This is a genomic window from Sorangium sp. So ce128 (assembly GCF_051525245.1).
GTDB classification, from domain to species: Bacteria; Myxococcota_A; Polyangia; order Polyangiales; family Polyangiaceae; genus Sorangium; species Sorangium cellulosum_B.
In genome coordinates, this window is record NZ_CP150313.1 from 6683441 (window position 1) to 6706597 (window position 23157).

Genomic DNA, 23157 nt, shown 5'->3' on the forward strand with positions numbered 1-23157 from the left:
ACCAGAACTGCGAACGCTCAACTCGACTCCGGGAGACACCCGTGAGCAGACGAAGAAGCACGTCGTGAGCGTGGCGATCGCACGAGAGGAGATCTTGATGCAAGCAGTGACGCGAGTAACGGCAGCGGCCATCGCCGTCATCCTGTTCGGCTGCGGTGCTCACGACGCGCTGCCCTCGGGGACCGGTGGCACCCCGGCGGGCTCGAGCGGAGCTGCCGGCTCTGCCGGCTCTGCCGGCGCTGCGACCACAGGCGCTGCGTCCGCGGGCAGCGGCGGCGGCGGCGTGAGCGCGACCAGTGGCACGGCGGGTGGGGGTGCCTCCGACGGAGCGGCGGGCGGCTCCAGCGGAGCGACGGGCAACGGTGGCGCGGGTGGCGCGGGGGCGGGCGCGGGTGGCGCGGGGGCGGGCGCGGGTGGCGCGGCGACGTGTGACCCCGCGGACGAGACCCCCGATCCGACGCCGGTCAACGTGAGAGCCATGGGGGCCGCGTTTAGCGGCTCACACGAGGTCGTGGTCGAGAAGGACCCGGGTCTGTCTGGCCGCACGATTTACAGGCCGAAGGACCTGGGCGGCGCCGAGAGGTACCCGATCGTTGCCTGGGGAGAGGGCGCCTGTTCCTTGAACGGCACCACCAACCCAGATTTTCTGGGCGAGCTCGCGTCGCACGGGTACCTGGTGATCTCCGATGGCGAACCGAACGGCTCCGGCTCGAGGCCCATGGTCGAAGACTACAAGGCCATGGGAAAGCCCCTGATCGACTCCGTGGATTGGGCCATCAAGGAGAACGGGCGAGCGTGCAGCCAGTACTACCAGCGCCTGGCTGCCGACAAGATCGCGGTCATGGGTTGGTCCTGCGGCGGACTGATGGCCGAGGGTGCTGCCGGCGACCCGCGCGTGACGACCGCAGTGATCTGGAGCAGCGGGATGATCAATCCCGATCAGAAGATCCTCGACGCGCTCCACGCGCCGATCGCGTTCATCCTCGGCGGCCCCGATGACGTCGCTTACCCGAACGGGACCCGGGACTACCGGAACACCCGCGACGTGCCCGCCGTCCTTGCGAGCACCAACGTGGGCCACGGCGGCACCTACGGCCAGGACAACGGCGGAGTCTTCGGCAGGGTCGGCGTCGCCTGGCTGGGCTGGCAGCTGAAGGGTGACATGGGCGCGACCGGCAAGGGCATGTTCGTCGGCGCGAATTGCGGCCTGTGCACCGACCGGGCATGGACCATCGAGTCGAAGAACATGGACTGACGTGCGGCGCGCGACCGGCGCTCCCCGCATGACGAGCCCAGTCCTGGGCCAAGCCGAAGCGGCGGCCCAGGAGAACGTGAGCGTTCACACACTTGAGTTCAAGCCCGATCGGCTGCACGCGTCTTGACGCGATCCGGCGGCTCGACGATAGGGCCGGCGCGGTGGCGCAGGCGCTCGTCACTGGGCCATCGCCGCCGCGGGGGACGACAGGCGCGCCTCGCGGCGGGCCTTGTCGACTTTCCGGCGAGATCGACTTGCGGAACCGTTAGACTACGGGCGGCGCGCTCGCGGATCGGCGCGCGGAGGAGCGAGCATGGGTCGCGACAGGGGCGAGCGGACATCCGGACCGTTCGGAGGCGCGGACGCGGAGGAGGTGTCCGGAGGGGACCACGACTCGGCAGCAGGGAGCACGGCGGGCGGGCCCTGCCAGCTCGACGGGGGCCCCGCGCCGGGCGGGGTTTCCGCGCGCATCGATGGCGAGATTGACTACAAGGCAGAGTGCTGGGCGCTGCGCGCGCGGGTCGAGGAGCTGGAGAATGAGCTGGCCAGTCGGCGCGGCGAGCTCGGGCGCGAGAGAGGGTTGGTCAGCGCGGCGGCGGCGTACCTCGACGCTCCGTTCGCTCTGGGCGCCACGCAAGTGCCGGCGCTGATCCACTGGCGCCTGGATGGCACCGTGACGCGCTGGAACGACGCCGCGGGGCACCTCTTCGGCTGGAGCGAGGGCGAGGCCGTGGGCCGCCGGATCGAAGAGCTCGTTGCCGCGGATCCGGTGTCGCCCCAGGAGGCGGAGGCGTTCAACCACGATCCTGGCGAGAGCCTCTTCGCGACGACCACGAGCGCGGGCAGGACGAGAGAGGGAAACGAGATCACCTGCCGGTGGACCTACGCCGTGCTGCGCGACGAGCGAGGCGACGTCCGAGAGATCGCGGCCATCGTGGATGAAGGCGACGATCCGCGGCAGAGGGAGCGCCTGCTGCACGAGCGCTATCAGATGCTCCTGCAGCTCGTGGACAACTCGCCGAACGTCATGTTCATCAAGGACGCGGACGGACGCTACGTGTTCGTCAACCGCCATTATGCGCGGGCCCTCGGGCGGCACGCCGTCGAGTTCCTCGGCAAGGACGAGCATGAGTTCGGCGCCACGCCGCCCGGCGTCGCCGACCGGATCGTGGAGAAGGAACGGGAGGTGTTCGCGAGCGGCCAGGCCATGCGGTACCAGGAGGTCCTCGACTACGGCAGCCAGAACTTCTATTTCTTCACGGTCAAGTTCCCGGTTCGCAACGAGCGCGGCGAGCTGGTCGGCGTCGGCGGCGTCGTGAGAGAGGACACCGACCTGAGGCGCGCGGAGGCGGAGCGGGCCGCGCTGCAGGAGCAGATCATCGCCGCGCAGCAGGACGCGCTCCGGGAGCTGTCGACGCCGCTCATCCCGCTCGCCGACGGCGTCCTGGCCATGCCGCTCGTCGGGACGGTGGACGCCGCGCGCGCGGGGCAGATCATGGAGACGCTGCTCACCGGGATCGGCAGCCAGCGCGCCCACACCGCGATCCTGGACATCACCGGCGTTCGCGCCGTCGACACGCTCATCGCCGATGCGCTGACGCGGACCGCGCGCGCCGCCCAGATGCTCGGCGCGCGCGTGGTGCTCACGGGCATCCGCCCCGAGGTGGCGCGCGCCCTGATCGAGCTCGGCGCGGACCTCACCGGCATCGTCACGATGGGCACCTTGCAGAGCGGCATCGCGTACGCGCTCCGGCCCACGGAGCGCCCGCGCGTCGCCCGGTGAAGCGCGCCACGGCTGCATCCTAAAGAGACCGAGACCCCTCCCCCGCGCGGCGACTGGAGCGCGCGACCCGGCTACGAGCTCGCCCCGACGCTCGCGAACGCGCCGGGCGTGACCGCCGTGCTCGAAGGTCGCGCGCCGGTCCATTTTCTTTGACACCAGTAGTGTGAACGCTCACAGTGCGCCTTGGGGTTTCCTTTCGCGTTGCCCTGAACAGGCCGTCGTTCGCGCCGGCCCTTCGTCCCTGGGCTCGGGCTCGCCCTCTGCGCCGATTCCATTCGCCTGGTCGTCGCGGACGCGAGCAACGGCGAGGTCGCGAGGGCGTCGCGTGTCGTTTCGGCGGCTCTCGGTCGATCATCCCGACGGCGCAGCGGAGCTCGCATCCTGCGGCTCTCCGCTTCGGCGTGCGTGGGACGGAGGAATGCGATGCGTATGGTTCAAGAGAATGGTTCGCTGTATGGGTCGCGCGAGCGGAACGATGCGGAGATCCGGAGACCGCGCCGCTCGACGTGGGCCACGCTGGTGGGGACTGCCGCGCTGGTGGCGATGTTCAGCGGGTGTTCCGATGATCCGGAAGGAGCGACGTCGACCAGCTCCGGAGCCGGCGCAAGCGCTACGACGGGCGCGACCAGCGAGGGGGTGACGAGCGGCGGCGTGACCAGCGGGAGCGCTGGAGGGGGAGTCGCCACGAGCGGCTCGACAGGCTCGGGCGGCGGTGACGGCGGCGGCACCGGGGGCGCCGGCGAAGCGGGCTCGGGTGGCATGGGCGGCGCATCCGACGGTGTCGGAGGTACCACGGGCGACGGAGGTGCCGCAGGGGGCAGCGCTGGCGCGGGCGGCGGCCCGTCATTCCAGCCCTGCCCGGCGAGCGGCTCCTGTAAGATCATGCCCTTCGGCGATTCAATCACGCAGGGTTTCAACGTCGCCGGCGGCTACCGCGCCCCGCTGTTCCACCTCGCGCTCGAAGCGAACCGCGACATCACCTTCGTCGGTTCCGCCAGTGATTACAGCGTGCCCATGGTGGACGGAGTGACGTTCCCGAGGAACCACGAGGGTCACGGCGGCTGGACGATCGAGGGCAACAACGGCATCGCGCAGCTCGTGGGCACCAGCATTCCGAATTACAAGCCCAACATCATTACGTTGATGATCGGAACGAACGACATCAACGGTAACATCAACCTTGCGGACGCACCGAATCGCCTGGGCAAGCTGCTCGACTCGATTTTCATGCGTGACCCGAACATCCTCGTGGTGCTCGCGCAGATCGTGCCGACGAGAACGGACGGCACGAACAACGCCATCAAGGCCTACAACGCGGCCATGCCCGACCTGGTTTCGACGCGCGTCAGCAAGGGGCAGCACATCGTGCTGGTGGACATGTACACAGCGTTCACCAACGACACGAACTACAGGCAGTCCCTCCTCGGCGACAATCTCCACCCGAACCAGGCAGGGTATAACCGCATGGCCGAGGTTTGGTTCCAGGCGTTGAGTCCGTACCTCCGCTGAAATCGAAAGGCGAACGCACACCGGATTTCCGACAGCGGAGCTCCCGGACAGGATACACCCGAACGAGGCCGGCTACGTGCGCATGGCGAACGTCTGGTACGGGGCGATCGGCGACCTCTTGCGGTGAAGCGGCGTCTCGGTCGCGCCTTCTCCGTGCGACCCGCCTGCTCGCGCCGTGTGACGGCGCCAGCCCGTACATCAAGGAGCGCCGACCGGCGTCGTTGATACCGCTCCGGCCGGCGTTCCGCCCCTGCGACGGCTACGTCAGGTTCGTGAGCGGCCCGGTGCAGAACTTCGGGTCGCCGAACGTGTTCCGGCTGTCGCCGAACAGGTTCAAGATCGAGACGAGCAGGTTGTTGTGCGGGAGGTTGGGGTACCGGACCCAGCGTCCAGTGCGCAGGCCCCCGCCGCCGCCGGCCAGCAAGAACGGCATGTTCGACTTGTTGTGGCTCGGCGGATCCGAGAGCTCGGACCCGAAGAAGACGACGCTCTCGTCGAGCAGCGAGTGTCCCCCCATGTCGACCTTCGCCATCTCCTGAAGGAGGTAGAGGTGCTGCTGCGAATACCAGTTGCAGATGCGCTCGCACTCGGCCGGCCTGAAGCCGCCGTCGTGCTGGTAGAAATGGTGGTGCTCGCTCAGGTTGAGCCAGGGGAAGGTGTGCTTCGCCTCGGTGTCGCTCCACTGCAGCGTGCCGACCGCGGTGATGTCGCAGGCGAGCGACATCACCAGCATGTCCATCATCAGCTTGCCGACCTTCGGGATCGCCGCGTCGGTCGAGGTGTCCTTGACCTTGCCGTCGTTGTCCGCGCTGAGCCCCGTGCGCGGGTTGTAGTCGGACGTGTCGACCTTCGTCGGCGCCTTGCACGCGCTCGTCTCGACCGGCGGCGCGCTGTCGAGGCTCTTCTCGATCTCGCGGATCTTCGTCAGGTGCTGATCGATCTTCTGCTTGTCGGCGGCGCCGAGCCGATTGGACAGGGCGGAGTAGCGCCCGTCGAGGAAATCGAGGATCGATTTCTTTCGCGCGAGTCGGCGGGCGGCGTCGTTGCCGGCGCTGGGATCCAGCGTGCCGAAGAGGTCGGTGAAGATCTCCGTCGGATCGAGGCGCGGCGAGATCGGCCTGAACGGCGCGGTGCTCTCGAAATTCGCGGCGTTCATCGGTGACAGCAGGCCGTGGGACTTGCCCGTCGCCCAGCGCACCGCGATCTCGATGCTCGCCTTCGCCTTCTGACCGGCGGAGATCCGGGAGGCGATCACCTGATCGACGGACGGTCCGCCCCCGTAGCCGCCGTTCGGGGCTTGAGTCGTGCCCGAGAGCCAGGCGATGATCCCGGCCTGGTGCTGCTCACCGACCGCGCTCTTCATGTCGAGGCCGTCGACGACGAGCAGCCGATCCTGCACCGGCGCGAGCGGCGACAGGATGGGCCCCAAGGTGAAGTTCGTCTCGGTGCCGGTCGGCCGCCAGCGATTGATCACGGTCCCGCCCGGCGTGTAGACGCCGAGGAAACGCTTGGCGGGGGTGGCTTGCGCGCTCGCCGTGCGTTCGGGGCCCATGATCTCCAGCCAGGGGAGCGCGATGGCGATGGCGCCAGCGCCGCGCAGCACGGCACGTCGGCTCAAACGAAAGTTCGACATAACCATCACTCCTCCTGGGCAGCCATGTAGTGGAAGGCATCCGTCTGCGTGAGCTCGATCAGGAGCTGCTTTACATTGTACCCGGACGCCTTGAAGGCGTCCGTGACAGCCTTCTTGGTGCAAGCGTCCCCGGCGCGAAGCGTGAGACCATAGCCGTACTCGGCCCAGTGCGTCGCGAAGCAGTTCTGCACCGCCTCGGTCTGGGCGAGCCCCTGCACCAGCTCGATCGGCCCGTTCACCTTGATGTCCGTGCCCGGGACCCCGCCGCTCGCGTCGATCGGGACGTCGTTCTCCGTCGTGCGGAACAGCCCGACCGCGTCGTAGTTCTCGAGCGCGAACCCGACCGGATCCATGAACTGGTGGCAGCCCGCGCAGACCGGATCCTTGCTGTGCTGGCTGAAGCGATCCCGCGCCGTCGCGCCGGTGTACGGATCCGGCGGCTTCACCCTCTCCAGGATGTCGCCGGTGGGGAGCGGGATCTTCTGGCACATCAGCTTGTCGAGCACGAACGCGCCGCGGACCACGGGGTTCGTGTTGTTCGAGTGCGTCGTCCCGGCCATCATACCGGCCTGGGTGAGGAGCCCGAGGCGCTGGGTCGTGTCGAGCTGCACCTTCTGGAAGTCGTCGCCCGTCACGCCGGAGACGCCGTAGAACGCCGCGAGAGGTCCGTTCATGAACGTGTACGGGGCCGTCAAGACGGACGCCCAGGTGCCGTTCTGCTCGAAGATCTCGTGCTCGAGCAATCGCTGCGTCTCTTCGTGCATGAGCGAGCCGATCGTCCGCGAGAAGGTCGGGAACGACTCCGCGTTTCGCTCGAGATCCGCGAGGCTGCTGATGGGGAGCAGGTTGTCGAAGAAGTACCGGACGGTGACCCGGGACCGAGGATCCTCGAGCATGCGCTCGGCATGAGCGCGCACGCCCTCCTTGGTCGAGAGCTCGCCCGCCTGCGCCGCCATGCGCAGATCCTCGTCGGGCATCGTGCCCCAGAGCAGGTACGATAGGCGCGTCGCCATCTCGTCGCCCGTGGGCCGGCGGAGCTCGGGGCGCTCCGGGTCGGGTGTGCCATACTCGATGCGGTAGAGAAAATCCGGCGATTGAAGCAGCCCCTCGATCACCGTCGCGATGCCGGCGTCGAACGTGGCGTCCGTCCGGCCGGCGCTGTACAGCGCGAGGAGCTCGTCCGCCTCGCCGTCGGCGAGCGGCCTTCGATACGCGAGCGGCGCGAGTCGCTCGATGATCGTGCGGGCGCACGCCTGCTCGCCCTCCGCCGTCACGCTGCGCGCGCAAGGGTCGAGCTTCGCGAGCGCCTCCGGGGTGGCGGTCGCGCGCTTGGCGATGCCCTCCGCGACGGTGCCCAGCTGCTCGGCGAGCAGGCTCGAGACCGACAGCGTGTCCGCGTCATTGCCGAAGCCGTTCCCGACATCCTCGCTCGGAAGTGAAACGGCCGGCTCTGTCGTGTCGCCCAGGAGGTCGCGGACGGTCTTGTTGTATTCGAAGCGCGTCAACCGCCGCAGCGGCGCTCGCCCGGGGTACACCGCGCCGTCCTCGCAAGCGGCCGGGTCCGTCGGGCCCGTGCCCGTCGAGGTGGGCGGCGGGTCGTTCGGTGTGGAATCGGAATCGTCGGAGCGAAACCCGCCCAGGTCTCCCGTGCAGCCGCTGGCCACGATCAACGCGATCGAGACAGCTGACCGAGAGCCCAGGAGAGGACGCGCCTTCTCATGATCTGAGGGCCTAACCATGTTCTCTCTCCTCGCCCGCTGTGGGCACGCTAAAGTGGAGCGCAGGCGGGATCTGGTGTTTACCCTCGCCCGTGTCGCGACAGCTCGTGGCCAGTTCGGCCTGAAGATATTTCTATTACCTGCCGAGAAAATCCATCCACCACTCCATGGCGGGGCGCGGCTGGCCGTCCCTGATGAGGCCCGACTCCCTCACCCACGCCGTGCCATGGGCGTAGCCCCGGAGCGTGATGCCTTTGACGTTCTCGGGGTTCCAGAACATCGGGAACTGCTCCTCCATCACCCGCCTCTGCCTCTCGTCATCAAAGCCATGTGGCCTCCTGTCGGAATGGTAAGGAAACGACTCACAAGGCAGACATCATCGACGGCGATGACACGATGTATGTGGCCTGCGGTGACACGACCATCGAGGTAGCTACGCTCGCGCGGACCGCACCCTGCGCACCGACGCTACCGGTGAACAGCATTCATGATTTTTCACGACAATCGTGGAACAACCGAGGTCTGTCGCGTTTTCCGGTGATTCACTCCTGGCGAAACGCTGATCACCATCGTTCGACGATCATCTGCGCAACGACCGAACGTAACCGGCGCCTGGAACGACCCGAGGCCCGACCACGAAGCCCGCAATGCGCATGGCGACCCACCCAGAGCAAAGCGAAAGGATACCTCTGCAATGTGAACGCTCACATGCCGGATGTCAACGCCTATCGACCGTCCCGCGCGCGTCCGCCAACCCGAGGGAGGACAAGGTCGACGGCGCTCCTCCGGAGCGCCGCGTCAACAGGAGCAGCCTCCGTACCACGGTCGTGCAGCTGAACGAGATCATGGTGTTGAGCGCATACCCAGGTTCCGGGCTCCCCCGCGGACGCCGGAACCGCAGCAGCGGGCTCAGCCGCGCGAGGGCTGCCGCTGCTCCAGGAGCCCGCCCGACTCCCCCTCGCCCACCGGCCCCGCCGCGCGCATCGACTGCAAGGCAGCGATGATCTCCTCCGTGACGCACGGCCCGCCCGAGACGTAGGACGGCGCAAGCGGCTTCAGCGGCGGCGGGAGCACCTCGGCGACCCGCGCGCCGATGGCGTCGCGCGACGCCGCGTGCCCCTCCTCCCCGGCCGCGGCCCGGAGCGCCTGCGCGAAATCGGCCGCCGTGGGCCAGCGCGCGTCGCGATCGCGCTCGATCGCCCGCGCGACAGCGGCCGTGACGGCCTGGCCCACGCCCTCGCGCTCGCTCGAGAGCGGCGGCACCTCGCGCTCCAGGACGGCGTGGAGGGTCGAGACCATGTTGCCGCCGGCGAACAGCCGCCTGCCCGCCAGCACCTCCCACGCCACGACCCCGAGAGAGAACACGTCCGAGCGCCGATCCAGCGGCCTCGCGTTCGCCTGCTCCGGCGAGAAATAGCTCAGCTTCCCCTTCACCATCCCGGTCTTCGTCCGCGTCGTGCGGCGCAGGGCATACGCGAGCCCGAGATCGCAGATGGACGCCCGGCCGTCGACGCCGACAAGGATGTTGGATGGCGAGATGTCCCGGTGGATCACCTGGAGCAGCTCCCCCGAGCTGTCGCGCGCCTCGTGCGCCGCGTGCAGCCCCTCGGCGGCCTGCGCGATGAGCTCGATCGCGTCGCCGACCCCGAGCGCCTCGGGAGCCCGGGTGAGGAGCTTGAGGGTGACCCCCACGACGAGCTCCATGACGATGTACGGCGCGCCCTCGTCGAGACCGTAACCGAGGACAGGAACGAAATGGGGGCTCGCGACGCGCGACGCGATGCCCGCCTCGTCGAAGAGCATGCACGCATAGCTCGACTCGTAGCGCAGATCGGCCCGGATCCGCTTCACCGCCACGAGCGACCCGCGCTCCGGACCCGCGCCGCCCGCCCCCGCCGCGCCGCCCGCGTCCCCTCCGCCTGCAGCGCAGGCGCGACGCGCGATGAAGACCTCGGCCGAGCCGCCCCTGGCCAGCTGCACCAGCAGCTCGTAAGGACCGACGGCGCCCAGGTCAGAAGAATCCATGCTCACTGCTCCGGGCGGCGGGTTATCACGTCAATGGTTGTTCATCAACCTTGGCCCCCTTGCGCTTCGTTCCGTTCACGCTCTGATTTGCGCTCCGGGGGGCGCCCCTGTCCTCCCCCTCCTCCGCCGCCGCGATCCTGCGCAGGGCCGCGGGCGACGAGGCCCTCGCCGTCCGTGGGGGCGTCGCCGCCGCGCTCGGCGTGCTCGGCCAGCACCCGCTCGTCGGTCTCGCCCACCGAGCGCAGCCAGCGCGCCGCAGCCCGGTGGCCGGCGGTGCGATCGCCGTCCGTGAGCATCCCGTAGGCGGCGTCGCGCACGAGGGCGTGACGGAACGTGAGCTCGTCGTGCCCCGGGTAGCGCGACACGCCGCGCCGGGCGACGAGCTCCTCCGAGAGCAGGCTCTTGAGCCAGCGGTCGAGCGACTCGGCCGAGGTGCCGGCGCCGAGCAGCTGCCGCACGCCGTCCGGCCAGAAGCTGCCGCCGAACAGGCTCGCCGCCCGCAGCGTGCGCCGCGCCTCGGCGGGCAGCGCCTCGATGCGCGCGTGCATCAGCGCCACGACCGTGGGCGGCATGTCGCTCCGGCCCTCCGCGCGCGCGCGCATGAGCTCCTCGAGGAAGAAGGGGTGGCCGTCGGCGTGCTCGACGAGCCGCGCCACCTCGGGCAGCGCGAGCTCCTCGCCGAACACGCTGCGGACGAGCCGCTCGGCCGCGCGCTGGCTGAGCGCGCCGAGCTTGATGTGCTGCACGCCGCGCGAGCCCCAGAGGCCGGGGAACGTCTCCATCACGCTGTGGCGCGCGAAGCCGAGCACGAGGAGCGGGCGATCCGAGAGCGCCTGGAGCGCCTCGTCCAGCACCGAGACCGATGCGTGATCGCTCCAGTGCATGTCCTCGAGCACCACGACGACAGGCCCCTCGCCGCACCGCGCGGCGAGCCACTCGAGCACGGCGCGGCGGGCCTGATCGCCCATGGCGACCGCGTCCCCGCGGGCGGCGCGCAGCTCGGCTTCGGGGTCGTCGAACGGCGTGCCCGCGATCTCGCCGAGGTACCAGGCGACGCGCGGGGCGTCGTCGACCGGCGCGGGCAGGGCCCGCGCGACGTGCTCGCGGATCTTGGCGCGGCGCGCCTCGAGCGCCTCGCCGGGCAGGCAGCCGGCGGCCGCGAGGACGATCTCGCCCAGCATGCCGAACGGCGCGCCCGCGCCGAGGGGATCGCCCCGCGCCACGTAGACCGACGCGCGCGCGTCGCGCTCGCGCACGGCGCGGATGAGCTCGCAGCGGAGGCGCGTCTTGCCGATGCCGGCCTCGCCGAGGACGAGCGCGGCGCGCGCGACGGGCTCGTCGGCGCTCTGCTCGAAGAGGCCGCGCAGCGTCGCGAGCTCGCGGTCGCGCCCGACGAACGAGGTGACGCGGCCGAAGAGCGTGCGCTCGGGCTCGGTGCCGTCGCGCTCGCCCTTCAGCAGGAACGAGGGGCCGTCGCCGATCACCTCGAAGCGCGGCGCCGCGAGGCCCGCGGTGACCTCGTCGATGCGCACGTCGCCCTCGGCCTCGCGGAGGCGGGCGACCGCGCGGTCGATCACGTCGCCCGCGGGCAGGCGCTCGCCCACCTGCGCGCGGCCCGTGGCGAGCGCGACCGGGCGCCCGGGCAGGCGCGCCTTCAGCGCGAGCGCGCACTGCGCGGCGCGCGCCGCGAGGTCGAAGACGGCCATCGTGCCCGCGCCGCCGCGGCCGGAGAACACCTCGTCGGTCTGCGAGGACAGGAGCACCATGCGCGTGCCGCCCGGGAGCCGCACGCGCTCGCCGCCGAACGCCTCGGCGAGGTCCGCGACGATCCGCTCGACGCCGCGATCGCTCGCCGGCTCCGGGTCGGCGGCGCCCAGATCGACGAGGACGACGCTGACGAGCCGCCGCTCGTCGTCCGTGACCGACGCCGGCGCGCCGTCCGCGCCCGCGCTGGACGCGCGCGCGAGCAGGGCGCGCGCGTCCGCGAGCGCGGCCGCCGCCGCGCGGCCGTCCGCGGGGCGCGCCGCCGGGTCCTTCGCCAGGAGGCGCGCGGCGAGCTCGTCGAGGAAGGGCGGCACGTCCGGGCGCCGCTCGACGAGGCGCGGCGCCTCCTCGAGGAGGATGCGGCACACCTCGGCGAGCGGGTCGTCGGCCGCGAAGGGGCGCTGCCCGGCGAGGCACTCGAAGAGCAGGACGCCGAGCCCGAAGACGTCCGCGCGCGCGTCGACCTCGACGTCGCCGCGCGCCTGCTCGGGCGCGACGTAGCCGAGCGAGCCGACCAGCGAGCTGGCCTCCGTGACGAGCGAGGTCGACGCCGCCGCGCGGGCGACGCCGAAGTCGAGCAGGACCACGCCGTCGACCCTGCCGTCGCGCAGGAGCACGTTGCTCGGCTTGAGATCGCGGTGCGTGATCCCGATCGCGTGGATGGCGGCGAGCGCCTCCGCGATCTGGTGCGCGACGAGCAGCGCGTCGGCCACGGGGAGCGCCCCCTCCTGGAGGCGCGCGTCGAGCGTGACGCCCTCGAGCCACTCCATCGCGAGCCACAGGGCGCCGTCGTCGCCCGTGCCGTGCGCGATGTGGTGCACGATGAGCGGGTGCTGCACGGCCTCGAGCATGCGCGCCTCGCGCCGGAAGCGGGCGGCGAGCTCCGGGGGCGCGACCTTGAGCGCGACGGGGCTCCCGGTCAGCTGATCGATCGCCCGGTAGACTGTGCCCATCCCGCCGGCGCCGGCAAGGCGGTGCACCTCGAACCGGCCTGCGACCAGCGTGCCCTCGCGCATGGTGCCAGCTTATCCGAGAGCTCCCGTCAGGTGCGCGGCGCGAGCGCTCGGTGGTGACGGTCCAGGGTGTTTGTTGTACGCTGTGCGCGCCGACACGCGCCGACACGCGCCAACACCCAGAGCGCCGCGCCGCCCGCACAGGACCGTCGGCTTGGCCGATCGAAGAGGGACCCCCGATGAACCCCGGACAGCAGGTGACGAGCACGCTCAGGCTGGCGCGCGAGCTCGGGAAGGGGGCGATGGGGAGCGTGTGGGTGGCCGACCACCTCGCGCTCGGGACGCAGGTGGCGGTGAAGTTCATGGCGCCGGCCTACGCGGACCAGACCGGCTTCGTGGAGCGCTTCCGGCGGGAGGCGATGGCGGCCGCGCAGATCAAGAGCCCGCACGTCGCGCAGGTCTTCGACCACGGCGTCACGCCGGACGGGGTGCCGTTCATCGTGATGGAGCTGCTCGAGGGCGAGGACCTCAAGAGCCGCATGCAGCGGCTGGGCGCGCTGCCGCCCGTCGAGGTCACGACGATCGTGTCGCAGACCGCCAAGGCGCTCGGCCGGGCGCACCAGGTCGGGATCGTCCACCGCGACATCAAGCCGGACAACATCTTCCTGCTCGACGTCGAGGGCGAGCTGTTCGTGAAGGTGCTCGATTTCGGGGTGGCCAAGCGGGTCCAGGGCGAGCTCGGCATGACGTCGACCGGGAGCGTGCTGGGCACGCCGCTCTACATGAGCCCCGAGCAGCTGCTCAGCGCGAAGCACGTCGACTTCCGCGCGGATCTCTGGGGGCTCGCGGTGGTCGCCTACCACGCGCTCACCGAGCAGGTCCCGTTCCGGGGCGAGACGCTGGGCGCGCTGTCGGTGGTGCTGCACACCGGGATCTTCACGCCGCCGAGCGAGGTGAGGCCGGAGCTCTCTCCGGCGATCGACGCCTGGATGAAGAAGGCGCTGGCGCACGATCCGGCGGCGCGCTTCTCGTCGGCGCGGCAGATGGCGGAGGCGCTGGAGCGCGCGGTCCTCGGGATCGCGCGCACGGCGTTCACGACCGAGCCCTCGTCCGCGGGGGAGCGAGCCCTCCACGGGAGCGCGTCGCAGCCGGTGCTGTTCGGGGAGCCGACGCCGCTGCCGCCGGCGCCGGGCGCGCGGCTCTCGACGACCGGCACGCCGCCGTCGTCGGCGCCGGGCGCGCGGCTCTCGACGACCGGCGCGCCGGGGCGGACGCTCGCCGGCATGGCGACCTCGGGCACGGACGGGGCCCGGAGGTGGGCGCCGGCCATCCTGGCGGCCGCGCTCGCGTTCGGAGCGCTGGTGGCGGCGGTCGTCTTCCTGGCAACGAAGCATTCGCCCACGGCCGAGGTGACCCCCTCGTCGGAGGCGCCGGCCCGACAGGCCGCGTCCGTCCCGGCGCCGCCGGTGGTGCCGGCGCCAGCGAGCGCCGCCGCGCCGGTGCCGGCAGAGCCGGCGAGCGCGACGCCCGCGGCCGAGACCGCGCAGCCAGCGGCCACGGCGGCGACCGCGCAGCCGGCGGGCGCTGTCCGCACCGGCGCGGCAGGGAGGCCGGGTCCGACGGCGGCGCCGCGCGGCACCTCGGAGGGGCGCGGCCGCGCCACGCCGCGGGAGGCGTCGACGGGCCGCCCGACGGGGACGAAGCCGCCCGCGCCGGTCGAGGACACGATCGGCTTCTGACGCGGCCTCCGGCCTCGTCGCGCACCGGCCGCCCCGGGCGCCCATGTACGCGGCCTTCGGACGACCTGGTCAGACGGAGCCCGTTGAACTGGGGCGCTCGCGCCGCTCGACGGCAAAATATGGAATCAACCGCGCTGGCACGGGCGATGTCGACATCGGAAGGTGAGGCCCACGGGGCGCACTGCGACATCCCGCCTCGCTCCTCCAGCGGAAGGGGCACAGAAATCGGCGCGAACGCACCGAGGCGTGAGAATTTCAGATTGGCACAGAGCGTGCGGTATCCGTCGCCGGGGCCCAGAGCGAGGACGCGCTCAACGCGAAGGAGGTCTCTTCCATGGAGAAGCTCGTAATTGGCCTGGTGCAGACGCACGACGAGGCGGAAGCCGCGGCGGAGCGGATCATCGACTGCGGCTACACACGACAGGAGGTCAGCCTGCTGATGACCGAGGCGACACGCGACAGGTGCTTTCCGAGCCCGGACATAGCGCCGCCGTCGAGCACGTTCGGCGCCGCGGTCTCGATGAGCGTCGTGGTCCCCGACCTCGGGTTCGTGGTCGCCGGGCCGCTGGCCGCGGTCGTGGCCAGCGCGGTCGGCGCCGGGATCACGGGCGGCCTGCGCGAGATCCTCATCACCGCGGGCGTCCCGAGGCACTGGGCGGAACGCTACCAGGCCGGCGTCCGGCAGGGCGGGATCCTCGTGAGCGTATTCGCCCGCAGCGAGCGAGACGTCGGCCTGCTCCACCTGGTCCTGGACGACCCGCACATGACGTCCTTCCACACGGAAGCCCACCGGCACCACGCGTACGACACCTCGTTTTGAGCCGAGGCGCGCGCGTCGCGAGGCAAAGCGCCTCACCCCCGCAGGCGGATCCCACGCCGGGGCGCGGGCTCAACCCCCGAGCGACCTGAGCCGCGCGCGCAGCATCAGCGCCCCGATGAGGTCTTCCTCCGCGTCGCTCCGGCGCGACCAGCCCAGCGAGAGGTAGCGCAGCAGCTCGCCGAACGTCGGTCCGGCCAGCGCCGCGCTCGTGCCGCCGCGGACGACCCAGAGCTGCTCGCCGTCGGCCCCGAGCGCGACGACCGACCGCTGGGCCGCGCCGCCGCCGAGCGCCGAGCCCGAGAGCCGCGCGATCGGGTAGAGCTGTCGCGCCGCCGCCGCCTCCCAGCCCGGCTCGCGGTCGTGGGCGAGGAGCTCGCCCTCGCGGAGGAAGCGCAGCGTGCCCTCGACGGCGCCGATCGCGAGCTCGCGGTAGAGGTCCTCCGGATCCGCCGGATCGGCCCAGTCGTACGCGCGCATGAACGCCGCGTACGTCGCCGGCGGGGCGACGCCGCGGACGGGCGGCGGGGACGCGGGCGCGCCGCGGCCGTCTTCGCGGCGGAGCACCCGGTTGAGCCGCGCGACCTCGTCGGCGATCGACCCCGGCCCCGGCGCGACGAGGTGCACCTGGACGCGGCGCTCGGGCGCGAAGAGGCCGCCCATGAGCGCGCCCAGCACCGGGGCGCCCAGCTCGGCCGCGAGGAACGTCGAGCCGCGGTGCGGCCGGATCGCCCGGTCCATGGCCTCGCGCTCCTCCGCCGCGGTCGCGCCCTCCGGCAGGTCGACGTCGACCTCGACGATGTCGCTCCGGTCGGGCGCCTCCACGCCGGCCTCGACGCCCTCGTCCCCTTCCCTCACGAAATGGCGGACGAACCCGCTCGCCTCGAAGCGCCAGCCGTCGTCGTGGAGGACGTCCTCCGAGAACACGAGCGCGAAGACCGTCGCGCCGGGGTGGCCGAGCTCGGCGGCCGCGTCGAGCACGGCGACGGGCGGAGAGAGCTCGTCCTCGAAGAGCTCGGCGAGGTGGTCGAGCTCGTCGTCCCCGCCGCCGGCGGGATCGCCGCTCGAGTAGAACGCGGCCGCGTGCCCGGGCACGCCGGGGAGCGGCGCGACGAACAGGCGCGGCGAGGCGACGTCCCAGCCACCGAGCGCCACGGCAAAGCCCTGGGACAGCGCGCGGTCCGGGATGTCGGCGGGTCGAAAGATCAACGCAGCGAACGTGGTGGCCATGGGGCGCTCAGGGTAACCCGATCTCCGGCCCGCGCTGGCGTCCGTCGCGCCCAGCGCGCCTTCATGACCGCTTCCTCAAGTTCTTCCTTATCCGGGGGCGCAGGCGGCCGCCACCGCAGGCGGCCGCGTTTTACTCGAGCGGCGAGCCGCCGCGCTCCGCTGGGGCCTTGGACGCGGCGCGGCGCATCGGGTAGAGGAGACGCCATGCTCGGAAAATCCACCCTGTCCGTCGGTGAGACAGCCCCTGATTTCAGCCTGCAATCGCAGAAGCGGGAGACGGTCAAGCTCTCCGACTTCCGGGGCAAGAAGACCGTTGTCCTGTTCTTCTATCCCAAGGACGACACCCCTGGATGCACGGCGGAGTCGTGCGCGTTCCGCGACCATTACGATGCGTTCGCGGAGGCGGGCGCCGAGGTCCTCGGCGTGAGCGCCGACTCGGCGGGGTCTCACCAGCAATTCGCCGACAAATACCGCCTGCCCATGACGCTGCTCAGCGACCCTGGCGGGGAGACCGCCGCGCGCTACGGCGTCAAGTCGCTCTTTGGCCTCCTCCCGGGCCGCGTGACGTTCGTCATCGATCGCGACGGCATCGTTCGACATGCCTTCTCCTCCCAGCTCCGCGCGACCCGCCACGTCGACGAGGCGCTCGCGGTCGTGAAGCAGCTCGAGGCCTCGCGGCGCGGCTGACGCGCGGCGCCGCGCCCGATCTCCCGGCCAGCCACCGTCGTTGACGCCCCCCGGAGGGGCGTTATGGACACCCCCAGGGCGGGGCCATCGCACGCCTCCGCCGGGGGAGGCGACGATGAACCATGGATTGAGGACCACAGCGACGCTGCGGGCCGCCGCGATGGATCCTGCCCGCTCGGGGGCCGCGTCGGACACGCTGCTGCTAAGGCGGGTGGTGCTCTCGACGGGCGGAGTCGGATATTTCGAGCACGAGGCGCGCGTGCGCGGCGACGCCGAGCTCCGGCTCGAGGTGCGGCTCGATCAGGTCGACGATGTATTGAAGAGCATCGTTGTCTATGACGATCGCGGCGTGACGGGGAATATCACGCTTCCCGGGAGGGAGCCGCTGCGCGATCTGTTCCGCGAGCTCCCGTTCGACGAGGGCGCGCTCGAGTCCGAGGCCGCCCTGCTGAACGCGCTCCGCGGCGCCGAGGTGCGGACGCGAGGGGTGCAAGGGGCCATCGCCGGGCGGATCGTCGCGGTCACCACGGCGCAGGCGGCGCTGCCGCACGGCGGCTCGGAGGACCGGCACCGGCTCTCGCTGATGTCGGAGGGCGCGCTGAAGCAGGTCGTCCTGGAGGAGCTCGAGAGCGTGGAGCTCGTCGAGGAGCGGCTGCGGCAGCAGGTCGGCGCGGCGCTGGTCGGGCTCTCCAGCCGGCGGGAGCGCAACCGCCGCGAGCTCGTCGTGCGCACGGCCGGCGAGGGCGAGCGGGTGGTCCGCGTGGCCTACGTCATCGAGGTGCCGCTCTGGAAGACGACGTATCGGCTCACGGTGCCGGAGGACGCGCAGACGAAGACCGGGGCGCTCGCCGGGTGGGCCGTCGTCGAGAACCAGAGCGGCAGCGACTGGCAGAACGTGGATTTCACCCTGGTGTCGGGAGACCCGGTGACGTTCCGCCAGGCGCTCTACGAGATCTATTACGTGGCCCGGCCGGAGGTGCCCGTCGACGTCGCCGAGCGCGTGCTACCGCGGCTCGACGAGGGCGCCGCGGGGCTCGCGGCCAGGGCGGCGCGGCGCATGGGCTACCGCGCCGGCGGGGGCGCCGACGAGGCCCGCGCGCCCGCCGCGGCGGTCACCGTGCCCTCCGAGAAGGTCGAGCCGGAGCCCGCGGAGGCGGCGACGCAGGTCGTGTTCCACTTCCCGGCGCCGCTCACGATCGCGAGCGGGCAGACGGCGCTCCTCCCGATCGTCCAGCGCGAGATCCCGGCAGAGCGGCTGTGGCTCTATCAACCGGAGGCGAGCGCGCGCAGCCCGCTCGCCTCGGTCCGCCTGAGGAACGACGGCGACACGACGCTCCCGGCCGGCGCGATCACGGTCTACGAGCGCTCGAGCCGGGGGGTCGTCACCTACGTCGGCGACGCGCGCCTCTCGCCGCTGCCGCCGGGCGAATCGCGGATCGTGAGCTTTGCCGTGGACCGGAAGGTGAGAATCGACCGCGAGGAGCGGGGCGAGGAGGTGTTCTCGCGCGCCAAGATCCAGGGCGGCATGCTCGAGATCGTCAGGACCGCCCGCAAGGTGACGGTCTACACGATCGTGGGCGCGGCGCGCGAGCCGCGCGTCCTGCTCATCGAGCACCCGCGCATCGCCGGCTGGGAGCTCGCCGAGCCCAGGGAGGGCGTCGAGGCGACGCGCGACCGCTACCGCGTCCGGCGCGAGGTCGCTGCGGGGGAGACGGCGCGCGTGACCGTGGCGCTGGAGCAGCCCATCTCGCACGCCGTGGCGCTCACGGGCCTCTCCGGCGAGCAGATCGAGGTGGTCCTGTCGTCGCGCGAGATCCCCGAGGCGCTGCGCGCGGCGCTCGCGCGGCTCGCGGAGCTCAAGGCCGCGGTCGCCGAGAGGCAGCGCGCGCTCTCGGCCCTCGAGTCCGAGATCGAGGCGCTGCGCGCCGAGCAGGCGCGCGTGCGCGACAACCTCAAGGTCGTGCCTTCGGGGAGCGCGCTCCACGAGCGCTACCTCAAGACGCTGGGCGAGCAGGAAGACCGGATCGCGGCGGTGTCGGCGAAGCTCCCGGGCGCGCGGGAGGCCGTGGCCAGCGCGGAGCGGGCGCTCGCCGAGTACGTGCGCGGCCTGTCGCTCACGACGTAGCGAAAAGCGGAGGCCGCGCGCGCCCGGCGCTCTCCTGCGCGGCCTCCGCCGCCCTCCTGCGCGGTTGAATGCCACCCACCTCGAGCAAGCGCGGCAAGTCGAGCGTTCCGGCAAACGCTGCGACATTCCGTCGCGAACCTCTGAATTTTTGCGATGCGAGCTGCACCCCACGGAGGGCCGGGCGCGCTGCGCGACAGGCCGATGTGTTCGCCGGAGGCTCGCTCGCGAGAATCGAGGAGGGTATGGGTTCAAGCACGGTTCCCTGGGCTGGGTGGCGCTTCGCGCGATGCGTGGCGCTGCTCTGGATTGTCTATCTGACATGCGCGCTCGGCTGCGCGGCGCCATCGAGCGAGGCGCTCGACGTCGAGGCGTTGGAGGCGCAGTTCGAGGAGCGCGCCCGCGCGGCGCTCCGCGGCGACGACGCGCTCGTGCCCACCCCAGCGGGCTTCGAGCTCGCGGCGAGCCCGTCGCGCGGCGGCCTGACGCTCGCGTTCCCCGCGGACGGGAGCGGCGCCGTGCGGTTCGACCTGCCGGGTGGCCTCGGCATCGAGGTGCGCGAGCGCGGCGCGCTCGGTGAGGTCCAGAAGATCGGCGCTGCCCTCGCGTACCCGCGCGCGGGCGGCTTCGCGCTCTGGACGGCGCAGCGGCACGGCGCGGAAGAGTGGCTCTGGTTCCCCGACGGGGCGCCCGCCGCGGGACCTGTTGCGTCATGGCAGGTCGAGGGGGCGCGCCTCCGCCGCCGTGGCGCGAACGTGGAGGTGCTCGACGCGGCAGGGGAGCCGCGGATCATCGTGGCGGCTCCCGAGGCCTATGCGTCGCCGCGCCAGCGCGTCCCGACGCGCCTGGAGGTAGAAGGCGATGAGATCTCGCTCTGGGTCGAGGAGACGGGCTCGCCGCTCCTCGTGGACCCGTCATGGACCGTCACGGCCGCCTCCGAGGCGACGCTCCGCCACGAGCACACCGCGACCTCGCTTCCCGACGGCAGGGTGCTCATCGCGGGCGGGCGGCGATGGCTCGGCTCGTCAGACCAGTACCACCTCGCCAGCGCGGCCATCTATGATCCCGCGCTCGAAGCGTGGTTGCCCGCCGCTCCGATGAGCCAGCCGCGGTCGGCTCACACGGCGACCTTGCTCGCCGACGGCAGGGTGCTGGTCACGGGCGGCGCCATGAGCGGCGCCGCGTGGGTCGCCACCGCGGAGCTCTACGATCCGACGACCGACTCGTGGATTCCCGCCGCGACCATGACCTCGGAGCGCTCGGGACACACCGCGACCGAGCTCGCCGACGGGCGGGTGCTCGTCGCCGGGGGCGCGCCGGCTGGCGCCGCTCCTGCTGCCGCCGCCGAGCTCTACGATCCCGTGTCGGACGCCTGGACGCCGACGCCCGCGGCGCTTGTCGTGCGCAGGGAGCACGCGGCGACGCGCTTGCAGGACGGCCGCGTGCTGGTCGCCGGAGGCAGGATCATAGGAGCCAGCGTGGTGTCGAGCGTCGAGATCTACGATCCCGCGACGGGCGCGTGGACCCCGGGGCCGGACATGCTCCGCGCCAGGTGGATGCTCACGGCGACCTTGCTGGGGGACGGTGACGTGCTGGTGACCGGCTATGACTGGGATTCCGAGGCCGAGACCTACGATCCGGAAGCCAACGCATGGACGCTCGCGAAGAACAAGATGAGCTTTCGGCGCGGCTGGCACACGGCGACGCGGCTGTGCGACGGGCGGGTCTTCGTCTCTGGCAACCAGCCGCCCGACCTTTACGATCCGAGCACGCGGACCTTCTCGACAGCGCCCAGGAGCGAAGTGAGCCGCGGCAGCGCCACGGCGACGCTGCTCCCGGATGGACGGGTCCTCGTGGTCGGCGGGACTTCGAGCGCGCCGGGCGCCGAGATCTATGACCCGTCGGTCACGCCCTCGGGGACGCAGCTCGGCCCCCTGAACGCCTTGCGGAATTACGCGAAGACCGTGGAGCTGGAGGACGGGAAGATCCTTGTCGCGGGCGGCAACGCCGGTACGAAGACAACCGAGATCTACGATCCATCGAGCACGACGTTTTCCCTGGCGGCGCCTTTGAACTTCGAGCGGGCTCTCCCCGACCTGACACGCCTCGCCGACGGCAGGGTGTTGATCAGCGGGGGCCGCTTCGATGACTCCGAGGCGGATCTGTACAACGAAATCTACGATCCGGCGGCGGATGCCTGGACGCTGGCCGCCCCCGACGAGGAGCGTCGATACAACCACACGGCGACCTTGCTCGGAAGCGGCGACGTGCTCATCGCGGGAGGCGCGGTGATGGACTACCCGATGGAGCCGTTCCGCGTCCGCAGGACCGGATCGGCCGCGCTGTATCGTCCAGCCGACGACACCTGGGTCACCGTCGAGCCGATGAAAGCAAGCCGGGCGGAGCACGCGGCGACGCTGCTGAACGACGGCAGGGTGCTGGTCGTCGGCGGGATACAGGGTTTCGACGATTTCGACATCTCGACCGCGGAGCCGCTCGCCAGCGCCGAGATCTACGATCCCGCGACCCGGCGCTGGTCTCTGGTGGCGCCCATGACGGTGCCTCGGGGCAAGCCCACGGCGACGCGGCTCCTGGACGGTCGCGTGCTCGTCGTCGGGGGAGCCGCAGAGACCTACGACCCGGTGACGAACGTCTGGACTCCCACAGGGTCCATGAGCCAGCTGTCGGGTGTCAGTCATGTTGCCACGCTGCTGACGACAGGCGAGGTGCTCGTCATCGCAGGGACGACGGCGCAGATTTACAGCCCCGCGACGAACTCCTGGACACCTGCCCCGTCGACCTTGCTCTCGCATGGCTTTTCCACGTCCGCGCTCCTGCCGAGCGGCCATGTCCTCATCGTCGGCCCCAACAGGGACGCGGAGCTGTACGATCCTCGATGGCACGGCCCCGGGGACAACGGCTGCAGCACGGGCGCTGGCGGAGAGGGCGGCGCCGGCGGCGGTGTTCCCGGTGCAGGAGGCGCGGGCGGCGCTGGCGGGAGTGAGCCCGGAACTGGCGGCGTCGGCGGCGGTGAGTCCGGTGTGGGCGGCGCTGGCGGCGCTGGCAGCGGTGAGCCAGGAACTGGCGGCGCTGGCGGCGCTGGCGGGGGTGCGCCTGGAACTGGCGGCGCTGGCGGCGCTGGCGGGGGTGCGCCTGGAACTGGCGGCGCTGGCGGCGGTGAGTCCGGTGCTGGCGGCGCTGGCAGCGCGGGCGGGGGCGAGCCTGGAACTGGCGGCGCTGGCGGCGGAACGTCCGCAACGGGCGGCGCTGGCAGCGGTGGATCCGAGACTGGCGGCGTCGGCGGCGCCGGTGGCGGCGAGTCCGGTGCTGGCGGCATTGGCGGCGCCGGCGGTGATGTCGCTGGTGCAGGCGGCAGGGGCGGCGATGCTGGCGCCGGAGGCGAGGGCGGCGGCTCGGCGAGCGGAAGCTCGACGAGCACCACCGCCGGCGCTGGCGGCGATGGCGGCCCCGGGACGGCGACCGCATCCAGCAGCGCTGCCGCCGCTGGCGGCGATGGAAACCCGGGTCCGACGAGCACTTCGAGCGGCTCCGGAGCGGACGAGCCGGCGGACACTGGCTGCACCATGGGGCAAGGGGCGCCCGGCCGCGGGGCCAGCGCCTTCTACCTCGCTGTGATCGGGGCCGCTCTCCGGCGGAGGCTCCGCCGCTCCAGGGCGGCAATCCCGCGGTGAACTCCGATCGCCGGCTGCTCCCGCTGAGCTGAATACCGCCTGCCCATGACGCTGCTCAGCGACCCTGGCGGGGAGACCGCCGCGCGCTACGGCGTCAAGTCGCCCTTTGGACTCCTCCCGGTCAGAAGTGTTACCAGGGCTCCGCTCGTACACCTGCGCAGCCTCGGCACTGCTCCTGCGCGGGCCCGGCGCCCTCCTGCGCGGCCTCCGCTCCCCTCCTGAGCACCCCC

At 71.7% G+C, this 23157-nt stretch carries 14 protein-coding genes; 8 read left to right on the plus strand and 6 right to left on the minus strand.

The window, feature by feature from the left end:
* Nucleotides 1–97: 97 nt before the first annotated feature.
* The 3 genes from WME82_RS25240 to WME82_RS25250 all read left to right on the plus strand — a co-directional run bounded on the left by WME82_RS25240 (nucleotide 98) and on the right by WME82_RS25250 (nucleotide 4547).
* Complete coding sequence (locus WME82_RS25240; RefSeq protein WP_438037380.1) at nucleotides 98–1255, plus strand: alpha/beta hydrolase family protein; 1158 nt, start codon at nucleotides 98–100, stop codon at nucleotides 1253–1255.
* A 313-nt stretch (nucleotides 1256–1568) separates the two neighbouring features.
* Entirely contained in the window at nucleotides 1569–3038 is a 1470-nt protein-coding gene (locus tag WME82_RS25245; protein ID WP_438037381.1) for a PAS domain-containing protein, read from the plus strand.
* Between the two features lie 429 nt (nucleotides 3039–3467).
* Nucleotides 3468–4547: an SGNH/GDSL hydrolase family protein gene (locus WME82_RS25250; protein ID WP_438037382.1), complete on the plus strand. Its 1080-nt coding sequence runs from the start codon at nucleotides 3468–3470 to the stop codon at nucleotides 4545–4547.
* 259 nt (nucleotides 4548–4806) lie between these two features.
* Here the strand turns inward: WME82_RS25250 and WME82_RS25255 are convergent, their stop codons facing one another.
* From WME82_RS25255 to WME82_RS25275, 5 genes are all read right to left on the minus strand, one after another.
* On the minus strand, nucleotides 4807–6150 hold the full coding sequence (locus WME82_RS25255; RefSeq protein WP_438044931.1) for a DUF1552 domain-containing protein: 1344 nt from the start codon (nucleotides 6148–6150) through the stop codon (nucleotides 4807–4809).
* Between the two features lie 35 nt (nucleotides 6151–6185).
* Nucleotides 6186–7715: a DUF1592 domain-containing protein gene (locus WME82_RS25260; protein WP_438037383.1), complete on the minus strand. Its 1530-nt coding sequence runs from the start codon at nucleotides 7713–7715 to the stop codon at nucleotides 6186–6188.
* 319 nt (nucleotides 7716–8034) lie between these two features.
* Nucleotides 8035–8196 carry a hypothetical protein gene (locus tag WME82_RS25265; protein WP_438037384.1) on the minus strand — a complete coding sequence of 54 codons (162 nt, stop codon included), beginning with the start codon at nucleotides 8194–8196 and terminating at the stop codon, nucleotides 8035–8037.
* Between the two features lie 611 nt (nucleotides 8197–8807).
* Nucleotides 8808–9923, minus strand: coding sequence for a serine/threonine-protein kinase (locus tag WME82_RS25270; protein ID WP_438037385.1), 1116 nt, complete (start codon nucleotides 9921–9923; stop codon nucleotides 8808–8810).
* 44 nt (nucleotides 9924–9967) lie between these two features.
* Nucleotides 9968–12703: a protein kinase domain-containing protein gene (locus WME82_RS25275; RefSeq protein WP_438037386.1), complete on the minus strand. Its 2736-nt coding sequence runs from the start codon at nucleotides 12701–12703 to the stop codon at nucleotides 9968–9970.
* Between the two features lie 176 nt (nucleotides 12704–12879).
* Here WME82_RS25275 and WME82_RS25280 point away from each other — a divergent pair, with 176 nt between their 5' ends.
* Together WME82_RS25280 and WME82_RS25285 are read left to right on the plus strand one after the other, a co-directional pair.
* Nucleotides 12880–14379, plus strand: a complete 1500-nt coding sequence (locus WME82_RS25280) for a serine/threonine-protein kinase (protein ID WP_438037387.1) — start codon at nucleotides 12880–12882, stop codon at nucleotides 14377–14379.
* 334 nt (nucleotides 14380–14713) lie between these two features.
* Nucleotides 14714–15199, plus strand: a complete 486-nt coding sequence (locus tag WME82_RS25285; protein ID WP_437911243.1) for a hypothetical protein — start codon at nucleotides 14714–14716, stop codon at nucleotides 15197–15199.
* A 69-nt stretch (nucleotides 15200–15268) separates the two neighbouring features.
* Here the strand turns inward: WME82_RS25285 and WME82_RS25290 are convergent, their stop codons facing one another.
* On the minus strand, nucleotides 15269–16426 hold the full coding sequence (locus WME82_RS25290) for a hypothetical protein (protein ID WP_438037388.1): 1158 nt from the start codon (nucleotides 16424–16426) through the stop codon (nucleotides 15269–15271).
* Between the two features lie 204 nt (nucleotides 16427–16630).
* Between WME82_RS25290 and WME82_RS25295 the strand changes: the two genes are divergently transcribed.
* From WME82_RS25295 to WME82_RS25305, 3 genes are all read left to right on the plus strand, one after another.
* Nucleotides 16631–17113 carry a peroxiredoxin gene (locus WME82_RS25295; protein WP_012237250.1) on the plus strand — a complete coding sequence of 161 codons (483 nt, stop codon included), beginning with the start codon at nucleotides 16631–16633 and terminating at the stop codon, nucleotides 17111–17113.
* 115 nt (nucleotides 17114–17228) lie between these two features.
* Nucleotides 17229–19238, plus strand: coding sequence for a DUF4139 domain-containing protein (locus WME82_RS25300; protein WP_438037389.1), 2010 nt, complete (start codon nucleotides 17229–17231; stop codon nucleotides 19236–19238).
* A 242-nt stretch (nucleotides 19239–19480) separates the two neighbouring features.
* On the plus strand, nucleotides 19481–22927 hold the full coding sequence (locus WME82_RS25305) for a kelch repeat-containing protein (protein ID WP_438037390.1): 3447 nt from the start codon (nucleotides 19481–19483) through the stop codon (nucleotides 22925–22927).
* Nucleotides 22928–23157 lie beyond the last annotated feature (230 nt).